Annotated in this window: 21 protein-coding genes; 4 read left to right on the forward strand and 17 right to left on the reverse strand. The window is 49.2% G+C overall.

The window, feature by feature from the left end:
• Positions 1-155: 155 nt before the first annotated feature.
• Entirely contained in the window at positions 156-707 is a 552-nt protein-coding gene (locus tag AC4PHM_RS05185) for an isochorismatase family protein (RefSeq protein ID WP_492019849.1), read from the reverse strand.
• A gap of 129 nt (positions 708-836) precedes the next feature.
• Entirely contained in the window at positions 837-1,334 is a 498-nt protein-coding gene (locus AC4PHM_RS05190; protein ID WP_492019850.1) for a COG2426 family protein, read from the reverse strand.
• 184 nt (positions 1,335-1,518) lie between these two features.
• Between AC4PHM_RS05190 and AC4PHM_RS05195 the strand changes: the two genes are divergently transcribed.
• Complete coding sequence (locus tag AC4PHM_RS05195; protein WP_492019851.1) at positions 1,519-2,124, forward strand: DUF5052 family protein; 606 nt, start codon at positions 1,519-1,521, stop codon at positions 2,122-2,124.
• 138 nt (positions 2,125-2,262) lie between these two features.
• Here the strand turns inward: AC4PHM_RS05195 and AC4PHM_RS05200 are convergent, their stop codons facing one another.
• Positions 2,263-2,592: a rubredoxin-like domain-containing protein gene (locus AC4PHM_RS05200; RefSeq protein WP_492019853.1), complete on the reverse strand. Its 330-nt coding sequence runs from the start codon at positions 2,590-2,592 to the stop codon at positions 2,263-2,265.
• A gap of 104 nt (positions 2,593-2,696) precedes the next feature.
• Entirely contained in the window at positions 2,697-4,169 is a 1,473-nt protein-coding gene (trkA, locus tag AC4PHM_RS05205) for a Trk system potassium transporter TrkA (RefSeq protein WP_492020464.1), read from the reverse strand.
• A gap of 321 nt (positions 4,170-4,490) precedes the next feature.
• On the opposite strand from trkA, the gene AC4PHM_RS05210 reads away from it, so the two are divergent.
• Positions 4,491-6,512: a hypothetical protein gene (locus tag AC4PHM_RS05210; protein WP_492019854.1), complete on the forward strand. Its 2,022-nt coding sequence runs from the start codon at positions 4,491-4,493 to the stop codon at positions 6,510-6,512.
• A gap of 198 nt (positions 6,513-6,710) precedes the next feature.
• Here the strand turns inward: AC4PHM_RS05210 and AC4PHM_RS05215 are convergent, their stop codons facing one another.
• The 5 genes from AC4PHM_RS05215 to AC4PHM_RS05235 form a co-directional block, all read right to left on the reverse strand.
• A complete protein-coding gene (locus AC4PHM_RS05215) occupies positions 6,711-7,124 on the reverse strand; it encodes a hypothetical protein (protein WP_492019855.1) in 414 nt (137 codons plus the stop codon).
• Positions 7,125-7,225: 101 nt separating this feature from the next.
• Complete coding sequence (locus tag AC4PHM_RS05220; protein WP_492019856.1) at positions 7,226-8,458, reverse strand: DUF401 family protein; 1,233 nt, start codon at positions 8,456-8,458, stop codon at positions 7,226-7,228.
• 117 nt (positions 8,459-8,575) lie between these two features.
• Positions 8,576-8,809 carry a hypothetical protein gene (locus AC4PHM_RS05225; RefSeq protein WP_492019857.1) on the reverse strand — a complete coding sequence of 78 codons (234 nt, stop codon included), beginning with the start codon at positions 8,807-8,809 and terminating at the stop codon, positions 8,576-8,578.
• A 171-nt stretch (positions 8,810-8,980) separates the two neighbouring features.
• Positions 8,981-9,781 carry a GNAT family N-acetyltransferase gene (locus AC4PHM_RS05230; protein WP_492019858.1) on the reverse strand — a complete coding sequence of 267 codons (801 nt, stop codon included), beginning with the start codon at positions 9,779-9,781 and terminating at the stop codon, positions 8,981-8,983.
• Positions 9,782-9,852: 71 nt separating this feature from the next.
• Entirely contained in the window at positions 9,853-10,719 is an 867-nt protein-coding gene (locus tag AC4PHM_RS05235) for a transposase (RefSeq protein ID WP_492019860.1), read from the reverse strand.
• 169 nt (positions 10,720-10,888) lie between these two features.
• Between AC4PHM_RS05235 and mnmL the strand changes: the two genes are divergently transcribed.
• Both mnmL and mnmM read left to right on the forward strand, forming a co-directional pair.
• Positions 10,889-11,857, forward strand: coding sequence for a tRNA modification radical SAM protein MnmL/YtqA (gene mnmL / locus AC4PHM_RS05240; protein WP_492019861.1), 969 nt, complete (start codon positions 10,889-10,891; stop codon positions 11,855-11,857).
• Entirely contained in the window at positions 11,850-12,413 is a 564-nt protein-coding gene (gene mnmM, locus AC4PHM_RS05245; protein WP_492019862.1) for a tRNA 5-(aminomethyl)-2-thiouridylate-methyltransferase MnmM, read from the forward strand. Before mnmL ends, mnmM begins: the two co-directional genes overlap by 8 nt.
• Positions 12,414-12,580: 167 nt before the next feature.
• Here mnmM and AC4PHM_RS05250 read toward each other — a convergent pair whose 3' ends face one another.
• The 8 genes from AC4PHM_RS05250 to AC4PHM_RS05285 all read right to left on the reverse strand — a co-directional run bounded on the left by AC4PHM_RS05250 (position 12,581) and on the right by AC4PHM_RS05285 (position 22,008).
• The gene (locus AC4PHM_RS05250) at positions 12,581-13,387 is read right to left on the reverse strand and encodes a DNA-3-methyladenine glycosylase I (protein WP_492019863.1); all 807 of its coding nucleotides are present in this window, start codon (positions 13,385-13,387) and stop codon (positions 12,581-12,583) included.
• Positions 13,388-13,532: 145 nt separating this feature from the next.
• On the reverse strand, positions 13,533-13,697 hold the full coding sequence (locus tag AC4PHM_RS05255; protein WP_492019864.1) for a hypothetical protein: 165 nt from the start codon (positions 13,695-13,697) through the stop codon (positions 13,533-13,535).
• Positions 13,698-13,941: 244 nt separating this feature from the next.
• Complete coding sequence (locus tag AC4PHM_RS05260; RefSeq protein WP_492019865.1) at positions 13,942-16,407, reverse strand: ASKHA domain-containing protein; 2,466 nt, start codon at positions 16,405-16,407, stop codon at positions 13,942-13,944.
• Positions 16,408-16,465: 58 nt separating this feature from the next.
• Positions 16,466-17,950 (reverse strand): helix-turn-helix domain-containing protein, encoded by a 1,485-nt coding sequence (locus AC4PHM_RS05265; RefSeq protein ID WP_492019866.1) that lies wholly within the window; start codon positions 17,948-17,950, stop codon positions 16,466-16,468.
• 175 nt (positions 17,951-18,125) lie between these two features.
• Positions 18,126-19,499 carry a monomethylamine:corrinoid methyltransferase gene (locus AC4PHM_RS05270; protein WP_492019867.1) on the reverse strand — a complete coding sequence of 458 codons (1,374 nt, stop codon included), beginning with the start codon at positions 19,497-19,499 and terminating at the stop codon, positions 18,126-18,128.
• An 11-nt stretch (positions 19,500-19,510) separates the two neighbouring features.
• Positions 19,511-20,182: a cobalamin B12-binding domain-containing protein gene (locus tag AC4PHM_RS05275; RefSeq protein WP_492019868.1), complete on the reverse strand. Its 672-nt coding sequence runs from the start codon at positions 20,180-20,182 to the stop codon at positions 19,511-19,513.
• A 119-nt stretch (positions 20,183-20,301) separates the two neighbouring features.
• On the reverse strand, positions 20,302-21,813 hold the full coding sequence (locus AC4PHM_RS05280) for a sodium:solute symporter family protein (RefSeq protein WP_492019869.1): 1,512 nt from the start codon (positions 21,811-21,813) through the stop codon (positions 20,302-20,304).
• The gene (locus AC4PHM_RS05285) at positions 21,814-22,008 is read right to left on the reverse strand and encodes a hypothetical protein (RefSeq protein WP_492019870.1); all 195 of its coding nucleotides are present in this window, start codon (positions 22,006-22,008) and stop codon (positions 21,814-21,816) included.
• Between the last annotated feature and the right edge of the window lie 146 nt (positions 22,009-22,154).

Here is a 22,154-nt window from a genome sequence, read left to right on the forward strand (position 1 = left end):
ATGAAGTGGGGTAAGACACCGAGTTCAACTTGTTGACAGAGCATGTAATGATTCAGCTGGGACCGCAGCCTTCATTTTGTCCTAAAACAAAAAAGCACGGTGGAAGTCCAATTCAACCTCCGCCGCGCTATTCAACATTAAATTTTTCTCAAAATCTATTTTATCAGCTTTGACAACTTCTTAAACTCAGGCGTCCCCGACAGCTTCAGCATATCGAACATGAGTGTTTCAGTATTACTGACGACCGCCCCCATCTCTGACATGAGCGCGAGTCCGTTGCGATAATTTTCCTTGGTGCGTGAGCAAACCCCGTCCTTCGCAACAAAGACATAATAACCCTTGGAGAGAAGGTCCCTTACGGTCTGATAAACACAAATATGCGTCTCAATACCGGTAATGATGACACTTTTGCGGTAAGTGGATCTCAAATAGTCCTCCACCTCAGGGGTCAGACCGCAGAAGGACATTTTTTCGAAGACCTTGACTTTCTCTTCGTCAAGATGAACCTTCTCAACAGTTTTGCCAAGCCCTTTTGGATACTGTTCAGTTACAATTACTGGCATATCAAAGGCTTCAGCGGTCTCAATGAGGATGTTGGTGCTCTTCACCACATCATGGCCGTATTTCATGGTCGGGACGAGTTTCTCCTGGATATCAATCACCATCAGTACCGCGTCCTCATGCTTTAAATTATATTTTGTCAACATGACCTTCAACCACCTTCATGAATGTTTGTACCCACTTTACTAAAAACGGAAGAAAAAAGCAAGGCAGTCCAAAAAAACAAGACAGAAGGTGTTCAAGTAGGCGACACCTTCAACCGAAACTAAAAATGCTTATGAGCCCATTACCGAAACAACCCCATGGCTGAGCGCATAGATCAGCACCGCGGCAATGAAATTACCCACCAGAATAGCAGGAAACGCCCATTTAAAGCGCATATCCAGAAGCGCAGCCGCGAGACTGCCGCTCCAGACCCCCGTTCCCGGAAGTGGAATCGCCACAAAAACCAAAAGACCCCAAGCGCCGTACTTCTGAATCTGTCCGCTTTTGTTTAGAGAGCGGTGCGTCAGCCTATGAATCACCTTTTCAAAGGTCTTCGTCTTTTTCAAGGCATTGAAAATTGGACGGATTGTAAAAAGTATAAACGGCACCGGTATGATACTCCCAATAAAACTGAGAATCGTCGCATGTAAAGGCGACAGGCCTAAAGAAATCCCCACAGGGATAGCACCCCTCAGCTCGATAACAGGCATAGCCGCCGTCAACAGCACCGTCATCTCTATTGATATAATATTAATGAGCTCTTGAATCAATCCACTCAACTCCAACATAAAAATAAAAGGCCTCCATACAGGCCTTTACCAGTATACCAGAAATTTGGAGGATCTTCTTATAATATTTTCAAATTGTTACAATTCTATGGTAGTATTAACTTCTAATACACTTCAGTAGTTCAGCAGTTCAGCCGTTCAGCAGTTCAGTACTAAAGTATCCTAGAAACAGGAGGCCTTCATCATGAAAAGAAAATTTGCTCTGTTAATATTGGCCGCAGCCATAGTTGCTTCCGCCTCAGGCTGTTCACAAATCAGAGACGCCGTTGCAAAAATCAAGGGCGACCTGATCGGTCAACGCTTCGTCATTTCGGTCTACGACGACTACGCTGACAAAACCCTCGAAGTCACAGGCAGTAAAATCACCGTAGGCCTGCTCGAAAACTCATCCAATTTCAACGTGGAGAATGCGGGTTTTGAATCCGAGGTCATCGAAATCACCGTCAATGGCGACCAGATGTTTCAGGTCGGCAACACGGTCATCTTCGCGGAAGAGGGCCTCGACATGGTCAAGGACTACGCGGTGCCAACCGAAGTCAGCGGCGGCCAGGGCGGCGGGTTCGTACCCTTTGACCGCTACGTCAACGACATCAAAAACCAGATTGGCAAGGATAAGACCATTATCATTTCAAGCCAAATGGGCATTCCCATTGGTGTCTATCAAGGCAAAGAGGTTTTCGTGACCGTCCCTGACGACCTGCCAAAGATGACCCGTCTCAACATAGATGGCAAGAGTCTTTATATACATAGGGCGAACTATATCATTATGGATTCGGACATGCTGGATTAGCGCAGAAGTAAATTCGCAGCAATGAAGAATCTTACACTTGAGAATTCCAAAAAAACGACCGCGCGAGCCTTATTCGCGCGGTCGTTTCAATTTTGGGGTCCAGTTTGTGACAGTTCCTGCAACTCAATAGTTATGTACCTACCACTTACCCTTGCTGGCGTGTTTTGCGAGTTCAGCTTTGCTGCGCTCCTTGATGACCCAGGCGTCGTCGTGAGCTTTTTTAAAATCTGAAACGCATGTCGGATCGAGGTTGAGGGCAATGCCTTCCTTGGCGAGATCCTTGATCTTCATGGCAAGACCAATGATGGCCATGTGAATGTCGTTTGTGCGGTCGGAATCGAAGATCTTCTTGGCGTCCTCATCAGAAAGCTTGACGGCTTGCTCCTTTGGCGCGCCGCATTTTGGGCACACTTCATAAGGCGCATCGCCTTCATGAAGGTACCCACAGGCTGTGCATTTCCATAGCATGATGATGATCCCCTTTCGTAGGCTGACCCGCGTCTTTTAAAACCGGGTTTCTGCCGATGGTTTTTGATGGCATTCTCCTTTTACCCGATTTTGCCAGCTTCAACCTACTCGTCTGAAATGTCGCCAATATCTGTGGCGGCTTTAATTCGGCTGATGGTATCCATAGGCAGACTCGCCTCTGGCATTTCGCTCTGCTCGGCCATTTTAATGGCGATATGCCGCAGCAGACCGCCGTTGCTCGGACGGATGAAGGTTTGGAGGGCATCGAGATTGGAGTTCAGGCAGAAGATGACGAGGCGGTCGCCTACATTTAAAACGGTGCTTCCATTAGGGACGACAGCCTGATGATTGTGGATCATGGCGCCAACCACGAGGCCTTTGGGGAGATTGAGATCCTTGATTTTCTCTCCTACACAAGCCAGGTCTTCGTGGATGATAATTTCGACGACTTCAGCCTGGCCCTCGAGGAGCATTGTGGCGGCGACGATCTGACCGCCCCGGGCATATTTGAGAATCTCAGCGATCGAGGTATCCGTAGGGTTAAGAGCAAAATCAATATTCAGTTTTCCGAGAAGATTCAGGTAACCAAATTTGGAAACCTTGGAAACAGCTACAGGAACACCCTCCTGCTTGGCCATCAAGGCCATCAGCAAATTGTGCTCATCATAGCCGGTGACGCCAATGAAGGCATCCATGTGTGACAGATCCTCGTCGTCCAGAAGCTGGATATCCGTGCCATCCCCATGAATAACAATAGAATCCGGCAGTGTCGTGCTCAGATACATACAGCGGTCCCGGTCCTGTTCAATGATCTTGACTTGAACGCCAAGACGAAGCAGCTGACGGGCCAGAAAAAACCCTATCTTACCGCCGCCAAAGATCATGACTTTCTTGATTTGGCGGGTGTCCACGCTGATCCTGTATCGCTTCAGAACCTCCGTGACCCGTGGGCTCTTGCCAATAATGTACAGGAGATCCTCCGACTCAATCACCGTACTGCCATCTGGAATTAAAACCTGACCATTGCGCTTAATGGCCGGAATCAACAGGCCCTGGACGTTTTCCGCCCTGCGCAGCTCCTTGACTTGCTTGCCAATGAGGCTAGGCAGCCTGTTCGCCTGAATGTCCATCATGACGAGCTTGCTGCGTTCAAAATCCCCTGATTGGAAGCGATAACCCTTCATAAGAAATCGCGTCATTTCTTGAGCGGTGGCCAAATCCGGATTGACGACCTGATCAATCCCCATGTCATTCATCAAATATTCCTTTTGCCGGACATTCTCTGGCTTTCGGATTCTGGCGACTACTTTTTTGACACCATGCTTTTTTGCCAGGTAACAGGCAATAGTGTTGGTTTCGTCACTGCTTGTGGCAGCGACAAACATGTCAAAAAGACCGGCGTCGAGCTCCCTGAACAGCCGGCTGTCGAGCCCATTTCCCGTGATCGCCATAACCTTCAGATGGGAACGGACATGTTCAATGGCCTCTTTGTTCGTATCAATTATTGTGACCTCAATGCATTCCTTGTCCATAGTCTCGGCTAACCGATACCCGAATTTTCCCGCGCCCACGATCATGACCTTCAATTGGTCTCACCGTCCCCAAGTGTAAAATGTTACCCTAGCTGTCCTCTAATAGTACAATTATTACCCTAATCGTCTTCTTCTGAACAATTTAGATGTTCTGATGTGAAGGATATTGAACTCATTATAATCTTTGTATGAAATTTTATCCATAGGTTTATTTGGGTATCAGGGATGTAAATGTCGCGACTTAAGAATTGATCCATTGTATAACTTGCGCAGCGTGCGCTAGGTGTTCAGTGTTGGCTCATATGACCATCGGCATATGCATTTTCCCAATGGTCAGACTACCCACAAAGGAGGCTCAAACCACCCATGACAACTCAAAATTCGAATTGCTTTAAGGGATGGATCAGACGCGGGCTCATGGCGCGTACCGCAAGTTTTATTTACATACTGCTGGTCGCACTGGTACTGAACGGGTGTCAGCAAAAAAATCTGTCGACCACTCCGGGAATCGAACCGCCGGGCGGAGATGTTCCTGCCGCTCTGCAACAGGAGCTTAAGGTACGGGAAGACCTGTTGAAGGCGCTCCTAGCCGGCTATACCTTTTATAAGGGAACGGCCACAATAAAGGACGACTCGGTAATCAGCAGCGAGACAGAGCGGGACAAATTGAACGGCTCAGGGGACCATTTTCTGACCTCTGACGAGGTGCTGGTCTTCGACCCGAAAACAGAGACGGTATATTTGATTGCCCGGTCCATGTACTATACTGGCGAAGACAACTTTACGTTCACGGACCTGCCCACCGGTGTCTCATCAAGGAATACGCAGATTTACAGCGGCGAAAACCACGAATACTACGGCACAGGCATTCTGGTGAAAAAGGAACTGATGGGTGCCACTGCGACTGCCGATGGTTCAGGCTCAAGCACCGAAAAAGCCTCGGATTACGAGCTGGTCTTCACAAACAACCCGGTCCGCATGCGGCCTATGGATCGTGTCATCCTAACCAATCCACCACCTCATAAAACCTTTTGGGTAACCTTGAGCTCGCCGGCAACGGAATCTGTGCTGGTCAGCGGCGTGACCAACCAGCCGGATGAGGTTCCTTATGAAGTCCTGAATCTGATGCCAAATCTGCCAGAAATAACGTTTAACAGAACCTACAACCACGGCCTGGACACCTATGCCCAACTGACCAACGGCTTCTATGGGTATCCGAGCGGATTCTTTGAATGTGACTATTCAGAAGTCACTGTCGAAGAAGCGTTAGAAGCAGCGGAGGAAATTCGCGACGCTCAGGAATCGCAAAAGGCTTACGAGGCCATGGCTGAAAACCAGCCAGAAGCTTGGAAAGAAACTGCGCGGCTGGGAGACGCTCTGGCAGGTGCAGCGGATGCCTCTGCCGGGCTACAGGCGACCGTGGAGCGGGCAGCCGGAGAAGGGGCCCCAAGCGGCGGCGATGCAACTACCATTTTACGCGCAGCGGACGCTTTGATTTCAGACCCGGAAGTGACGCGGCAGCTCGAGCGGTTGGAGACTTTACCTGAGGGCGCTTCTGTCAGCAGTCAGGAGCAAACCAGTAATCAGCCTGAAACCAACGGTACACCGCGCAAATTGGAAGGCGTCGTCCTGGAGGCTTCCGGAGAAGCTGGAGCGGGGCCGGAGCAGCAAAGACTGACTTCTACCTGCGCTGCTGCCCTGCCTGAGCTGGAAGGGGCATTTCAGGCTTATGGGGATGCTGCGCGGTCGCTTTCGTCTGGTTTGTCTGAATTGAGGGCTGTGTCACCAATTACTGCAGATACGGATGCTGATGCAGTCCTGGAGATTCTTGAGGACCTGATTGGCGCGGTTGCAAGTCTTGAGAAGGCTGACGCGCGCGCTGAAACGCTTCTGAATCCGCTGCACACGGTTCTCAGCAGACTAAGCCGTCAAGGAGAGTCTCCTTTAGAGGTTAAATATGAGCGCTTGAATACGCTGTTTAATGTCTGGGCTGGCGAAGCTGGCTTGGACTCAGATTTGGACTCAGAGCCTGGGAGCGCGCCAAACGTCAATCTTGAGGAAGGAACAACACTTCCATCCGGATACCCAGTGGAGGTTGTGCCGCTTCCGAAAAATTCTAAACTGATCATCTCCGAAGCCTTTCCGGATTCAGATGGCCAACCTTCAGGTTACACCCTGACACTGAAAGCCAGCGCTGCACCTGCTGAAATCGCAGCCTATTATACCAGCGTCTTCAGTGCTGTGGCAGGGGTCGAGACTACAAAAATGGGGGACATGACCATCTTTTCAGGCCAGCGCCTGGGCTTTGACTTCTCGGTCATGGTCACAGCCAACAGTATGGGCGGCACAGAACAGTCCGTGGTTCAAATCTCGGTCATGGCAGAGTGAAAACTGACGGAGGGCGGTTTATGCAGGCCAAAGTCCTCATATGCCGCCTTCCACCTTCGACACACCCCTTCAATAGGGTCGACGCCCCCCCGTTGAATATACTTATCTGGTTTATTCAACTTACAGATAAAAAATGGTCCTGTTCAGGTCAGTTTGCAACCTGTCACAGAACCATTTTTATTTGTTGAAATTGAGTGTTCAGGACTTACTCGGAAACTTGTTCTGACACTTAGGACACGTCACCATCAGCTTGCCCTTCCCTCTAGGTACACGCATCATGGATTTGCACTGAGGGCATTTGACATATTTATGGGCCTTCGCCTCCTCAGCCCGCATTTTGAGGCGCGTGGCGAACCTATGGGATCTTCCGTAGAGAGGGCTGAGGAGAATCGCGAATTTATAGTTTTCCAGCCTTCGCTTTTCCACGTTCCTTGACAGAATCCTGAAGAGGGCGAGTCCGAGGGGCAAGTACCCGGCGAATACCAGAATTCCTGCATTGGCCGCTTGCCCGACCAGGCTCAGCGCCAGTGAAGTGACAATCAGAAACGTAGACAGCTGGTCCCCGCCATTTCTACCCGACATGAACTGAATGACTTTGTCTTTGAATTTCAAGTAGGATCATTCCCATCTTTTCTTATATTTTCGGAAGGCTTTGTGGCTTATTAAGTCATTCTCCAATTTCTTCAGTTTTGCTGATGGTCTTGGGATCCCCTCTAAACAAGCGCCGCAATTCCCAGCATTGCCGTCACTGATAGGATCAGCGCCCCAATCAGGAGCGGCGCATAGAGTTTATACTGTGCATATAGCTCGTTGGTCGTGACACCCATCAGCTGAAGCGTAAAGGCCTGGCAGAGATGCAGCGGCGAGAAAAAGTACCCTATAAAGGCGCATCCAAAGGCAAAATAAGTGTAGATGTGCAGCATGCCCAGAGATGCACCCAGCTCAGAAATCAAAGGCAGCGTGATGGCCAGCGAGGCGACGCTGTATCCCGTAATATAGCCAATCAGGAGAGACGTAAAGAAAATGACGACAAAGACGGTCAAGATGCTGCCGCTGGCGCTGAACAACGTGTTGACCAGCCCCATCAGGTCCTCCATGTGGATGATGACGTCCTTCATGACCAGCACTGCCATGACCGTCAGCACAATATGCCCGTTGAAGGATTTTTTCCCAATCTTCAAGAAGTCCTTTTTATTGCTCAACATATAGGCCATGACGAGACTCGCCAGCATAGCTGCGTAAAACGGCACGCCAAAGATCAGGTTGATCAGGACACAAATGTAAATAGGCGAGCTGTAAATGATCAAATCTTTTAGATCCTTTAGCCTGTGCCCCGATTTTTCAACAGTTTGAACTTTAACTTCCTTCAGAAACAGCTTATGACCCAGAAGCAGCATGACTGCGATCATGACGAGGTTCAATCCAATGATTTTATAGATATTGAGCTCCGGCAATATGGAACCTATGACCAGTAGCGATGTCGAAAACGGCAGCACAAACATGGCTGCATGGCGAAATACCAGGTTGATGGCCGCGCGCCGTGCCGGGATGATCCCCAGTTCTTCCCCTATGGTGTTGACAAACGGCGCAGACAACATGGCGCCGCCCGGTACAATGAGCACCCCGATCAGCGCCGGGATCAGAATGATGGACACCTTTTTGTTGCCGGTGATTCTTTGGAGTGTCTCAACGACCCGCTCCAGAAGACTGTAGTGCTTCATCAGTCCCCCGAGGATACTGACCATAGCGACCACTAAAATGGTGTTCAATGACGAGGTCGAAGTAAACAGGGATTTCAGAATTCTTAAAATAGCTTCACCGCCGATCCCCGAAAAAGCGCTTAGAAATGCTGCCGTAATAAGCAGCGTGTAGCTCAGCTTGACTTTCTTTCGGATCAAAACTGGGATCAGCATATAGGATAATACGACGACCAAAAGTTGTGTCACTCTGCAACCTCATTTCCTGGAAAAGAAAATTGGTGTCAGAGGAAGCCGGGACTTCGACCTCCGCTGCACCAATTAATTTCCTTTTTTCTTCTTAAACCATCATACCATTAAGTTTAGTCAATGCCTATCCAATTCAAGCTCCTTTTTGAGATTGCAGATCAACCTGCCAAAGGTCCAAATATAAGTGACAATAGCCACGCCCCAAACCACGTGTATGTGGCGCGTGAAGAATTTTTTGTAGTTCAGCCCGAACAGCACACCCACTGCGATCAGACAGGTTTTTAGGATGGCGAAGTCGACTGCATTGTACCTGTTGACTGCGTTCATGGCTTTGTTTACGAACTCTTTCATGGCGCTGTCTCCTCCCTTTTGAAACTGAGCTTTCTCTCTCATTCATACCAATATTTAGTCGCGTTCAATCGGGAATTTCAAAACAGAAACTCGGTGTCAGACACCCGGTTTCATTTTTTCCACAACTGCCTCATCTCTAAAGAGACAGAAATTATTGGGACCAACTTCCGTTTAGAAAGCCCCAGTTTCGACTAAGTACCATCTGTAATGGGTTATGGTTTCGTACCCCAACTTTCTGTAAACCGGCTCGCCAGCAATGGACGCTTGGAGCACCACGACCTCAGCCCCCAGCTCAAAACCGGCGTTGGTTGCGATTGCTGTCATCAGTGCCCCGAGGCCTTTCCCCCGCTCGTCGGCCACTGTTCCTACATAGTAGATGCCCGCGGCTTCCCCGCTGAACACCATTGTCGCCACCGCTATTGGCCGATGGTCCCTATACGCCACCCACGCCCCCACCGTCTCCCCCACCAGAATCCGCTCATGGCTGAACATTTCTTCCGTGACAGCTGTTGGCTTGTTAAAAGCGTCCCTTACTACAACCCCATAATCTTCAATTTCTTTTGCACCAGTAACTTTTCTGATCATGACGCCCGCCGGGATTTCTGGCATCTCGATAGGTGTTTCGGTCAGCATACCCGTTGAACCTGGAATTCTCAGGGGTGTGTATCCTTTTTCTTTCAAATAGCCTTCAAGTTTCAGGTCAGCGTGATCTCTGATCCAAATGACGAAGCCTCTGTTGTCCTCTGAAAAAAAGTGCTTTGCCTCGTTGAACAGCATTATAGGATCTGTCTGTTCGAGGCAGAGTACACCATTTAGGTGACCGTCCATGCTGTTTATGCCAAGATTAAACAGAATGTAGGTCTCTGATTCTTTTGACACCCCATGAAGCGAATGTTTATTCCTATGAAGAATCGAATCAGCCAGGTTTTGGTCGGCCAGCTTTAGTTTGAGCTTCAGGTCCTTGTTGGTCACACTCATCCCTCCTATATGGAAGAAGGTGTCAGACACCCAGTTTCAACTTACCCTCGATAAGAAACTCGGTGTCAGACACCCGGTTTCAACTTTCTCTCAGCTGCTTCACTTCTGATTAAAGCTTTTGAAACACCGGGCTTTGTCATATTCAAAAATTTAGAAATTTCGCTCTTATTATATCCCTTACCATAAGCTAAATCGATAAATTCTTTCCTATTTCCAATAATTTTGGGGTCACGATCGCCAGTGCAAATTCTGTAAATATTCTCTTCACTTCCATTTGCGTATTGGAAAAGCAATTTGTTGAGACTATTCAGCCTTGGATCATTTCCAAATTTCGGTTTATCAGACTCTAATTTTTGTAGGTTTAAATTTCCATCTTCAGAACTTCCATTTTCGATTAGATTAATATACATCTCTAAACTTTTTTTGGGGTCATCATTTAGTTTGTTGAATAACACTTCTGAATCAACCAATCCTTTTGAATGATTTATAATTTGTGAGTGAGCAGACCACTTATAGGAATCAGTATTATTCACAATACCTGCACGTACAGGGTTATGGGCTATATATTTTAATGTCTGCATTAACTGCCCTGTGTTTTCAATTAGAATTATTGATGGCCTGCCCCCATAGATCCCTCCGCATCTATCATTAACTTTATTGTAATGCTTCGCAAACAGCATATTTACACGTTGAAAGATCCGGCTGACATTAGCGTCAATACTAGGTGTCTCAACAATTAAGTGATAGTGATTATCCATAATCACATAATACAGAAGCTTATAGCCGTAATTTTCAGTTTGCATCGTTTCATGAAGCAAATCCAATAGCTTAATCTTATCTGCTTGTTTTTGAAAAATAAAAGCTTTATTGTTTCCTCGCTGAATCACGTGGTAAATTGCGCCTTCAAAGTATGTACGAATTTTTCTTCCCATAGTCTCACCCTTCTGATATAACTCAAATTTGGATTTCGAAATGAAACACGGTGTCTGTGAAACTCGGTGTCTGACACCGAGTTTCATCCACTTCCACCAAAGGAAAATGGCGCCCAAGCCATTTTCCTTCCTGAGTTTTGTGATAAAATAGTGCTCGAGGTGATCACACTTGTACCCATTCAACCTGGAAGATCCTAACGCAAAGCGTTATCATACATGGAGCCAGCATCTGAAATCACAATTTGGCGAAAAAGTATTCAAAGTCGCTCTGGACGGCGGTTTCACCTGCCCTAACAGAGATGGCAGCATCAGCACCGGCGGATGTACTTTTTGCTCTGAATCCGGTTCTGGAGACTTTGCCCAGAGCCATCTTGATCCGCTTCCCGTCCAACTGAAAAAAGGCATCGACCTCGAACACAAAAAATGGCCAAACTCCCGCAAATACCTGGCTTACTTTCAAAATTTCACCAACACCTACGCCCCGGTGGAAGTCCTGAAAAATCGATACGAACAAGTTCTCAACGAAGAAGGCGTTGTAGGCATCATGCTCGCAACCCGTCCGGATTGCCTGCCCCCCGACACCATTGCTTACCTGTCAGAGCTTAACAAAAGCCATTATCTTTGGGTGGAACTAGGTCTGCAGACCATCCACGACGACACAGGCGAACGCATCAACCGCGGTTATTCCTATAATACTTACCTTAAAGCTGTGGAGGCCCTCAGAAATCACGGCATTCGCGTCTGCACCCACATGATCAACGGCCTCCCCGGCGAATCCCGCGACAGAATGATGGAAAGCATGAAGCGGGTCCTTCTCGACTCCGACATTCAAGGCATTAAGATTCACCTGCTTCATCTCATGCAAAATACCGCCCTGGTCAAGGATTACGAGGCCGGGCGGCTGGATTTTCTTGAGAAAGACGAGTATGTGAGCCTCGTATGCGACCAGCTGGAACTGATCCCGCCAGAGATTGTGATTCACAGGCTGACAGGAGACGCCCCCCGAAGATCCCTGATTGGCCCGCTTTGGAGCCTGCGCAAGTGGGAAGTCCTCAACAGCATTGATGCCGAGCTGAGGTGCCGCGGCAGCTATCAAGGCATGCGCGACATTCGAAAGCATGGTGAACGTCATGATTGAGTCCCCGCTGGCCTATAGCCATACCCTGCTTCGCCAGTGTGTCCGGGAGGGTGATGTTGTGGTGGACGCGACCATCGGCCATGGTCATGATACGTTGCTGTTGGCCGAGCTGGTCGGTCCGACCGGGCGGGTACTGGGATTCGACATTCAAGCACAGGCTATTGAAAGCACCCGGACGAAGCTCAACGCAGCCGGCCTGGGCGAACGCGTGACCCTTTACCACGAAAGTCACGAGCACGCAGGGTTGCGGCTTGGCGAAGGGCAGGCCATCGGGGCGGTCCAGTTCAACCTGGGGTATCTGCCCGGCGGCGACAAGGGGATCGTGACACGTGGATTATCAACGCTGCGATGCCTTGAAAGTCTGCTTCCCCGGCTGCGGCCCGACGGCATGGCGATTTTCGTGGTATACTACGGCCATAACGGCGGCCCTGAGGAAAAAGACGCGCTGATCACATTTGTGGACGGCCTTGACCAGAAGGCGTTCACGGTCCTGCAGTACAGCATGCGCAACTGGCGCAGCGACCCGCCGTTTCTGATCGCAATTCAAAAAAGATAACACATGAATAATAGCGCTTAGCTTTGTCACAAGCGCAGCAGTATTGCCAGTGAAGTTTGCCTTGGAAGAGAGTAAAAGGACAGTTGGCCGATGGTCATCTGAAGTCCCCCCTCTCAACCATCGGCCAACTTCTTTTTTATTGGATGAATAGCGCTTTCAAACCTACATCACTGCCCAAACTCCTGCAACACCTTAACGACATACTCGAGGGGGAGTTTTGTCGCGGCGCTGATCCCGCGTCCCACATAAACAGCTTCGAGGTAATCCCATTCATAGGTAATGAAACCCAGACCCTTGAAAGCGCGCATTGCGCCCCGTGTCGGTCTAAAGACCTCAAAGCCCAGATCCGCCATAAAATTTAAAGTCGTCATCTCCCCCAGGAAGTAGAAATTCTGCTGAAGCTCGTCATACAGTTGAAGCAGCGCGGAGCTGTTGTGCTTGTCGAAAAAATCGCGGTAGTGGTCCAGGAAATTTTGTGCCGACCCAAAGCGGTTGGTCAGCTCCAGCAAGACCCAGGCGTTGTCGTAACAGGCTTTGATCTTGGATTTGTTCTTGATCATATTGGGATCGCTGCGCATTCCCTCAAGTGTTTTGTCGTCATAGCGGACGACCTTTCTGAAGTCATCGAAATACTTGAAGACAGCAGGCATGTAGCGGTCAATCACCGACGGTCTGAAACCTGAATAAAAAATGGTTTTGACTAAGGTCTGGTAGAAGGCGTCATCTGAAATAGTGTGACGCTTGGGCGATTCATATTGCCGGTGCATGTCGACGAGTTCTTCCTCGGTGCTTCTTCCACTGAGTACCAACGCCCTGTGAAAGTCAAAGAATTTCTCCGCCAGGATTTCTGGTTCAGGGACTTTTGCCATAATTTCAAAAAACAGCAGGTCTATGGGGCCGCAGGGAAAAATTTCAGTGTGCATTTCAAAGACGGGCGTATCAGGGTTAAGGCTTTCCGGGTTGATGTTTTCCAATGGATCCTCTCCTATAATCATATTTCTTTATAATTTCATATTATCCATATTATTCCATTTTGTAAAGCAAAAAAACTGCTGCTTTTCAGGCAGCAGTCAATTTAATTTAATGTATGGATCGATCACTTTGAGAATGAATGATTATCTATCCCTCTAAATCATTCTGTTCCTCAAGTACCTCAAGCACTTCTTCACATTCAGCTTCGGTCAGCTCGTTTTCCATTTGCGTGAGCAGTTTGTTATATTCCTCGAGGTTATTCGCGTTTTTTAACGCATCAATCCAGCGCTCCATTAATCTTTGGTTTGCCATGGCTTTACCTCCTCGACCGGTACAGCCTATGTGAAGGTGCTTACTATACTGATACCCAAACTTCTGATTATATACCTAAGGCGTGGAAGAAAGGTGTCAATAGGCATTAGCGGCTGCCCCACCCACCTTCCACGCAAGGTGAACACCGGCAGAGTCTCTAAGCCTTTAAGCCTTTAAACGCTTAAGCACGCCGGCTGATGGTTTTGAACCAATACCGCTCATGAACATTAACCGTCGGTTCAAACTAAAAGACCAGTTTCATGATAAAAGCCGTCTGAAACTCAGCAGACCCTGACAGCTCGACATAGTCCATACGCGCCTTTATCTCATTTATTTCCCGCAATGCACCCTTCGACCGAAGCGCCGCCACAGCGCCCATACCTGCAGCATTTCCAATAATTTGGGCCTTGGCCATCAGCCCCGCAGGCAAAAGTTTGATCTCTTCGGCGCTCTCCAGATTCAGAAAACTGCCAAATCCACCCGCCAGCAACACCTGATCAATTTCCTCCGGCACAACCCCCAGACGACTCATCAGGATCTCCACCGCTGCGCAAATGGCGCCCTTCGCCAGCTGTACCTCCCGAATGTCCTTTTGAGAGATAAATACGCCCGAATCCTTATCCAAAAAGAAACGGTCATTCTCATCCCGCTCCAGCAGCCGCCCCTGCCGGCTCAGCTTTTCGTGACGCAGCAGCTCCGCACAGAGGTCGATGAGCCCCGACCCACAGATCCCCTTCGCCGCTGATCCGCCCAAAGTCGTGAACCTGTGCGGCCAGCTGAAGTTGACTTTGTCAATGGCGCCATCGACACCACCCATGCCGCAGCTGATCGAGCCGCCCTCGAAGGCAGGTCCCGCGGCCGTCGCGCAGCACAGCATCCTGCCCTTCCCCGCCAGCACAATCTCGCCGTTGGTGCCTATGTCGATCAGGAGCTGCACCTGATCCTTTGTTTGCCGATGGACACCGGCCGAAAAAACAGCAGAAAGCAGATCCGCGCCCACAAAAGCAGCCTTTGAGGGCAGGACCGTCAGCAGACCATCAACGTGGAGGTTTAATCCCAACTCAGCCGCAGGCAAAGTGAGGGGCTCTGTAAACACCGGGACAAAAGGCGACACACCCATGAGCGCGCAATTGACGCCGAGCAGCAAGTGCTGCATAGTCGTGTTTCCCGTTGCGACGACGTGTAGTATATCTGTCGTATTAATGCCTGCCTTCTGCGCCAAACCAGCCATCATACGGTTGATTTCCTGGACAAGGAGCGCGCTGAGTTCCTTGGCGCCAGACTCGTTCGTTGATACATAATGAATGCGGGTCATGACATCCTTACCCCTGACAAATTGGGGATTGAGGGCGGATTCGGTGGCAATGATCTCGTCTGACGCATAATGGAACAAATAGGCGGCCAGCGTCGTCGTTCCAAGATCAACTGCAACCCCGCAAGTCTTGTGAACAGGCGTCTCCAACGAACGGATCTCAACAATTTTTTTATCCATGGTTGTGGCGACGAGTTGCTGTTTGTTGTCAGATACCAGCGCCCCGGCCTTTGTGAGGGCACTTAGAGAAATGCTGTCTGCCCCCGGCACCAAAGTCATTACTTCCTTCAAAAGGCCGCTTTGATCCTTAAGTTCATCGGGCACCACTTCGAAAACAGTTTCCACCACCCATGGTTCAGTTTCACCAGTCTCTGCCTGAAATCCTTCCACCATGATCTGCGGCTTCAGATGCTGATGGGTCAAAGTAATTTCCAGATCCCGGTCCACGTCAATGAAGCAAAGTAGGCGTTCCTCAGGGTCCAAATTTTGACTTTGACGGAGCGCTTCTTCCTCTGAAGTCGGCTCAGGGCTTGATCCCTTTTCAATTTTAGCCCTGCATTTGCCGCAGGTTTTATTGCCGCTGCAGGCACTGTCAATCTTGTAACCCTGATCCAGAACCGCATGCATCAAATTTTGACCGTCATTGACGACAAACTCGTGGCTGCCGCTTAGATCATGGACGATGAGTCTGTGTTGTGCAGGCGGTTGCGGCTTCCTTCGGAGGGAACAGGATTCCAACTGACACATTGTGCAGTCGTGATGGACCTCGCTGAAGGTGCCGTCTTTGGTTCTCCCTATGACGAAGGACAGGCTTTTCTCAGGGTCCATCATGAAGCTCTCGTTGAGTTTGACGCTGAGAGCGGGTTCCTGAGCCGACAGCAGTGAAAATAGTGTCTGTTGATCAGATAATGGCCATTCGTTCTCGCCAGGCAAATACAGCCGCGTGAGGCCGGTGGCTTTCGAGGCGCGGGACTCTGCGGCCAGGTGGTTCCAAAAGTCCGCCGCTATGGCCTCCAGGGCGGCGTTTTCTATGGATTCCAGGATGAGCTGATCTGAGACCATCGGCAAAGCGCTCTTGGCACTTTTGGATAGCTTTTCAATAGTCGCCACGCCCAGGATGACAGCACTGCAGTTTTCGAGGGCGTCGCAGACGAATTTTGACTGAAAGGTTAACCCTTTGCCCAAAGCGTCTTTGTTATTGTTATTGGCACCAGTGGCCGGGGCGGAGTCCATGGAAAATTCGTCGAAGTAGACTGCGGGTTTGAAATGCAAATCTGCTTTATCAAGATGGCCCAGGAGGCGTTCCATAATCTTTGGCGGCGCTGTTCTGCCTTCAGGGTAGCCCATGTGCTTTAAAACCTCACTGGGTGAAGCTTTAAGCTCAGTACTATAAATCATTCGATCACCTCAAATCGGTAAGTAACATGCGCTAAATTGAACTTACAGCGTATTTCAATTAGTCCGCGCTAAGCTCTCCGAGGCCCTTCGCTCTCTGAATGGCTTCACGTCTGAATTTATTCGGCGATATGCCTGAGTGAGCCTTAAACAATTTGCTGAAATAAGATAAATCACTGAAGCCAGTCTTTCTCGCAATCTCAGAAAGGCTCAATTCACTTTCGATAATAAATTGTTTAGACTTTTCTAATCTAAATTCTGTCAGATATTTGACATAATTCATCCCATAAATTTCCTTGAACTTTCGACAAAAATAAGATTGACTCATGTTTGCCACCTTAGAGACCTCTTCAAGGGTCAAGCTTTCATAATAGTAAGTCTGGATAAACGCGAGGGCGGCTTCGAAACCCCGCTCGCATCCCCGCTCACAAGCTGCATTGACTTGATTCGACAAGTTAGTCACATAAGAACTGACGAGTTGATGGATCCCGGTCAGTGAATTAGCTTTCAAAATTGCAGCGGTCATATCCACGGCATTTTTGGAAATGTCGGAAGTGTCCAAACCAATATTGACAGTGTAATCCAGCAAATTGAAAATCAACTTTGTGAATATGGATTTAATAGTCTCTTCACTGTAATGATTCGCGACCAAAAAACTGCACCAATTGCTAAGAATAACCTGAGTCTCATTATGATGACGTTTAGAGATAAGTTTGACCAATTCAAATTCGAACCGGTCAGTCTCATTCAGCAAGTGTAGGTCGAGTTCTTTGTCTGTAAATAGATCAGAATAATGGAGGATGACGCCCTTTTCAAAAGTAAAAGCATGGCTCAGAGTTTGGAACGACTGCTCGTAAGCTTTCCAAATGTCATTGTGGCTTTTGCAAATATTGCTGATGCCAATTTTGATTGAATAGCGGGTTGCTGAACTCACCGCCTCCACCAGTGCTCTGCCCATAGCCTCAGCATCATCCCTGAATGACACCCCCGAAACCTCGGAAAGATTGGCCAGCAATATAATCTTGTCTGTGCCAATCAAGGAGGTTGTAATAGCATTACAACTCAGGGATCGAATCGTCGTTCGCACCACGTTCAGGATCCTTCGTTTAATGCCATAGCGCTGCTTGTTGTCAAGTTTTTCGCAGATCTTCCAGAAGTCATCCACCATGAGCAGCAACACGACGTGGTTCGGCGATTCCAATGGGTAGAGGGCCTCAAGGGATTTCAGCTGCGTGATCCGTGACGCGTACCCGTAAATCAGGTCATAGATGTATTCCATGGTCAGCATTTCTTTGAAAATCGCGTCTTTCGCGGGATCCTCAGTTTGATCCTCAGTCTGATAATTAGGCTGCAGCTGCGGCTTTGGCTGCGGCTTTGGCTGTAGCTTTGGATGCGAAAGTGAACCGGTGTCCGCAGAAGACTGCGCCAGCACAGAATCCAGCCATGTCTTCACCGACTCTAGGTCACGGCCTGAGCTGTCTTGTTCAACTATGGATTTCAACTGCTTAAGAACTGTTTCCGGACATTGACAATAAACGGATGACATGGAACCCACCTGCCTTAGAGCTTCATTTGGGTTTATTGTACACCAAGATCACGCTGTGACAAAGAAAATGGTGTCAGCGGCCGGTGGCTTATTGACCCCCGCTTCCTCCCAGCAATTGGGAGGAAGCGGGGGGGGGCAATAGACCACCGGCCGCTGACACCCTCTTCCAAGCGTGTTAGTCGAACGCCAGTCCCAGTTCGGCGAGCTCCGCCTTCACCTCATCGTACAGATCGAGGTAATGCGGCATTGGCTGTACCGTCTGGACGTCGTAGAGCTCTGGGAAGCTGAAGCCTTCAGGAGCCTTGCCTATGTAGGCTTCATACAGGGTGTAGATCTTCTGGACGATCTCCTCTGCGTCTTGGCGGCTGAGTTTGACGGCTGCCCGGGTGATCTCACCCATCCATCGGGATTCGAGGCCGGTGCCGTGGTTGTCCTTAGTCGGCTTGTGAATTCGTACACCAAAGATGTGATAGCCGGACACCGTCTGGGCTATGACCGACGCCGCAATCTCATACAGCATCAGTTTAGTGCCAGGCCCTGCCGATGTAGTGACAGTCCCCTGAAGTACCGCCTTTGTATTTCGCGCGATCGCCTGTCCGGCCGCCGTCAGGATCCAAAGGGACATTCGGTCCGTCGCACCGGCGTTGTAATATGGCGTCACCTGCAGATCCAGATAGGCAGAACCAAGATGTGCCTGCCCCACCACCACCGCGTGGAACAACCCGCCTACCGCCGCAATGGCAGAGCCCTCTGCGCCGCCCGCGAAAGCGCCTATAACCGGCGCCCACCACACCTGGCGCATACAGCTGTACTGAATGGTATGCATAATCTTATTCAAGGCATCAAAATCCGTCTTCAGTTCTGAGGTCGTATGGGCGCAAATGCCGTCTGTAGTTCGGATGCCGCCATCATAGCAGGTGCAGATATCTGCCACTGCAGAGCCGCAGCCACCGAGCAAATGAAGCCCCGGCCTGCCCGCTTTCTGAATGGCCTCCCGAATCTTCAAAACCGACACTCTGGCAGCATAGAGCTCACTCGGCGCGCCAAACATGACCGGGCGGTTTTCGATCACATGAGGCGGATCGAAGTAAAAGGAATCTACAAAAGGCTCCTGAGCTATGCTCTGGTAAAGCGGCACCAGCATTTCCTCTGTGGCCTTGCCGCCTATGACCCCACCCTGAATGGTTGGAAGGGCCGGATCCTCGACATTTCTATGACGCATGACCCTCGTATCTTTGCCAGTCCCAATCACGATTTGATCCGGCAGATTTCTAAGAATCTCATTGAGTTCCATTTCAGTGACCTTGATTACCCGCTTGGTTTCCATAGTATAAGTCCCCATGCTGAGGTAAAACTCCTTGCCCGCCAGGTAGAGGCGGTCCGCGAGGTCATCATCCAAATTGATGAGGGTATGCTTATCAAACTTGATGTCATATTTCTTCATTAAACGAGTCGTTTCACTGTAAACCTTTAAATCAAAATCCCGGGCTTCCATTTTCTCGCCGGTATTGAGTGCTCTATCCGCTATTTCCATGCTGTTTAAAAGCATGCTATCTCTCCTTACTGCCGTAGATTCTTTTCCATGAGCTGCTTGGCTATACTCACGCCGCCAGAGGCGTCGACGGAATAGCCATCAGCTCCAACCGCCTTGGCATAAGCTTCCTGAATCGCGCCGCCGCCCAAAATCACCTTGAACCGGTCGCGCAGGTTCAGTCTGACCAGATCCTCGAGCAGCTCTTTGGACTGAATCATGCTGGTGGTCATCAGGCAGGACATGGCAATCAGGTCCGCGTCCACTTCCTTGGCCTTGTTGATAAAATTGTCAATATGATTGTCGATCCCAATGTCATAGACCACGAATCCCGAGGCCATGAGCAGCGTCGCAAAAATGTTCTTTCCTACGTCATGGATATCCCCTTTTGGGGTGCCGATGACGACTTTGCCGTTAATCAGGTTTTTCTTTTCATTTTCAGGCAAGGTCGAGATGAGAAGGTTGATGCTGTCCTTCACCGCTTCCGAGGCGAAAATCAGTTCCGCCAGGAAGTATTCCAACTTCTCGAATTTATCCTTTACAATCTCGATCCCAGGAAGGAGGCCTTCATCAATGATCTGAAGGGGATCGACCTTTCGTTCGATTAGCTCTTTGACCAGGTTGATGACCGCCTCGTGGTTGTACTCCACAACTTCATTTGAAAGCATTGAAAACAGTTGACTTAAATCTATATCACGCACATAATCACTCCGTATGACTTGACATAAAATTGAGGTTAATAGTGAAAAAGAGACCAGTCGTACCGGTTTGTTTGAGGGGGTGGAACCATCGGCATGACTGGTCTTTGGAGATGAATAAGTTAAACTTCGTTTACTTTGGCTGTGCCAGAAGTTACTTTCTTCTTACCAAAGAGTTCCTCGGTAATGGAATCGTGGAACTTCTCGACGATTTCCTTGGAAGGCGCCTTAGTCGCAAGGGACACGACCACGAGGAGGGTCACGTTGGCGATCATACTCCAGATGAGGGCAGTGATCTTCAGCGGGTTAGGCCAGACGAGGGAGAACAGGAGGAGGATCAGAAAACCGCCCAAAGTGCCGGCAATAGCGCCTTCCCTATTCGCACGCTTCCAGAAGAGGCCAGCGATGAGCGGTGGGAAGAGCTGCGCGTAGCCAGGTGTTGCGAAGCGGGTCGCTGTGCTGAAGACGTCCGGCCAGTAGATACCAAAGATCGTTGAGATGATGACGAACGCGACGATCGATGCGCGGCCTACGAAAACAATATTTTTGTCAGTTGCTTTTTTATTGAGAAATCTCGTGTAGAGGTCGCTGGTGAACATATTGGAGCAGGCCAGCAGCTGAGAGCTCGCTGTGGACATGGCTGCAGCAAAGGCTGCGAGGAAGATGCCTGCGCCCAGGTATGAGCCGCCATTGATCGTGTTGATGGCTTGGTGGATGCTCATCTGCGCCTGCAGCGGCGTCAATTCGCCTCCGAAGAGATAAGGGATGATGAGAATGCCGATGAGAAGCAAAGGCACCATACACACGACTTCATAGATTGGATAGACGAAAGCGAGGGTTTTGTAAGTTTCTTTGGTTTTAGCGATGAAGAATCGAACGAAAATGTGCGGCCAGACCACGAAAGATCCTATGGTGATGGCGAGATGCAGCGTCAACATTGGTGAATAGAGTTTATTGGGGCCTGGCAGACCATTGAGGCCCGGTCTCGCTTCCGCGGCCTTCTGTGCGACTACCGAAAGTGGCTCTGGCATAGCGGCGAAGAGGACGACCAATGTGATTAGAACAACAACCGTGAATACGACACCCTGAACGGCGTCCGTCCACGCTACGGAGCGCATGCCACCCACGGAAACGAAGATCAACAACACAAGAGCTATAGAAATTGTGCCAACCATGACTGGCACATTTGCGGCTCCGAAGAGTCCAGAACCGAGACCGCTGAGCTGAAGCCCTATGTATGGCATTGTAAAGAATATGAGACCTACAGCGGTAACAATCCTGAAGAATTTGGAATAATAGCGTTCACCGAAAAAGTCGCCCGGCGTTGCGAAACCGTATTTTTTTCCGAGCAGCCAGAGCCTGTATCCAACGACGACGAGTAAACTTGAACCCCAGAAGATGCCTTGAGCAATACCGAGCGAACCAACGCCGTTGATGTAGCCTTCTCCGACAACACCGTAAAAGGCCAGTGTGCTCCAGATGGAGAAGATCAAAGTCATGATCGTGGCAAAAGTGCCTATGCTTCTGCTTCCCAGGAAGAATCCGTCATTGGTCTGCTCGTTTTTCTTGTTGGCATAGAGTCCAACTCCGATGAGCAGCAGAGAAAACAAAATGGTTGCGACAATTGTGATCAATTAATTCGCCTCCCCGTAATTCTTGAAATAGAGGTAATTGATGATTGCTGCATAGAAACCGGTCAAACTTATGGATATTACAGAGAGTGGCATCCAGCCAAATACGAGTGGTGGGTTTGGTCCGAGTAAGAATCCGCCCCAGACGCCCCAGATGAAGCCAATAATAGTTAAGATGAGAAAGGTTTTCTTGGACATTTCATACCATCCTTTCAGGTTGATCCTTAAAGCAATTTCCACCTATGAGTATGTGCACTTACCCTTCAGTGGAGGCGCTTTATTAGTATGAATATTAAGACAATTGAGATGCATAAACAACAAATTTTCTTGTCACAAAATATAAA

It is taken from the genome of Acidaminobacter sp. QWL-03, from assembly GCF_058683855.1.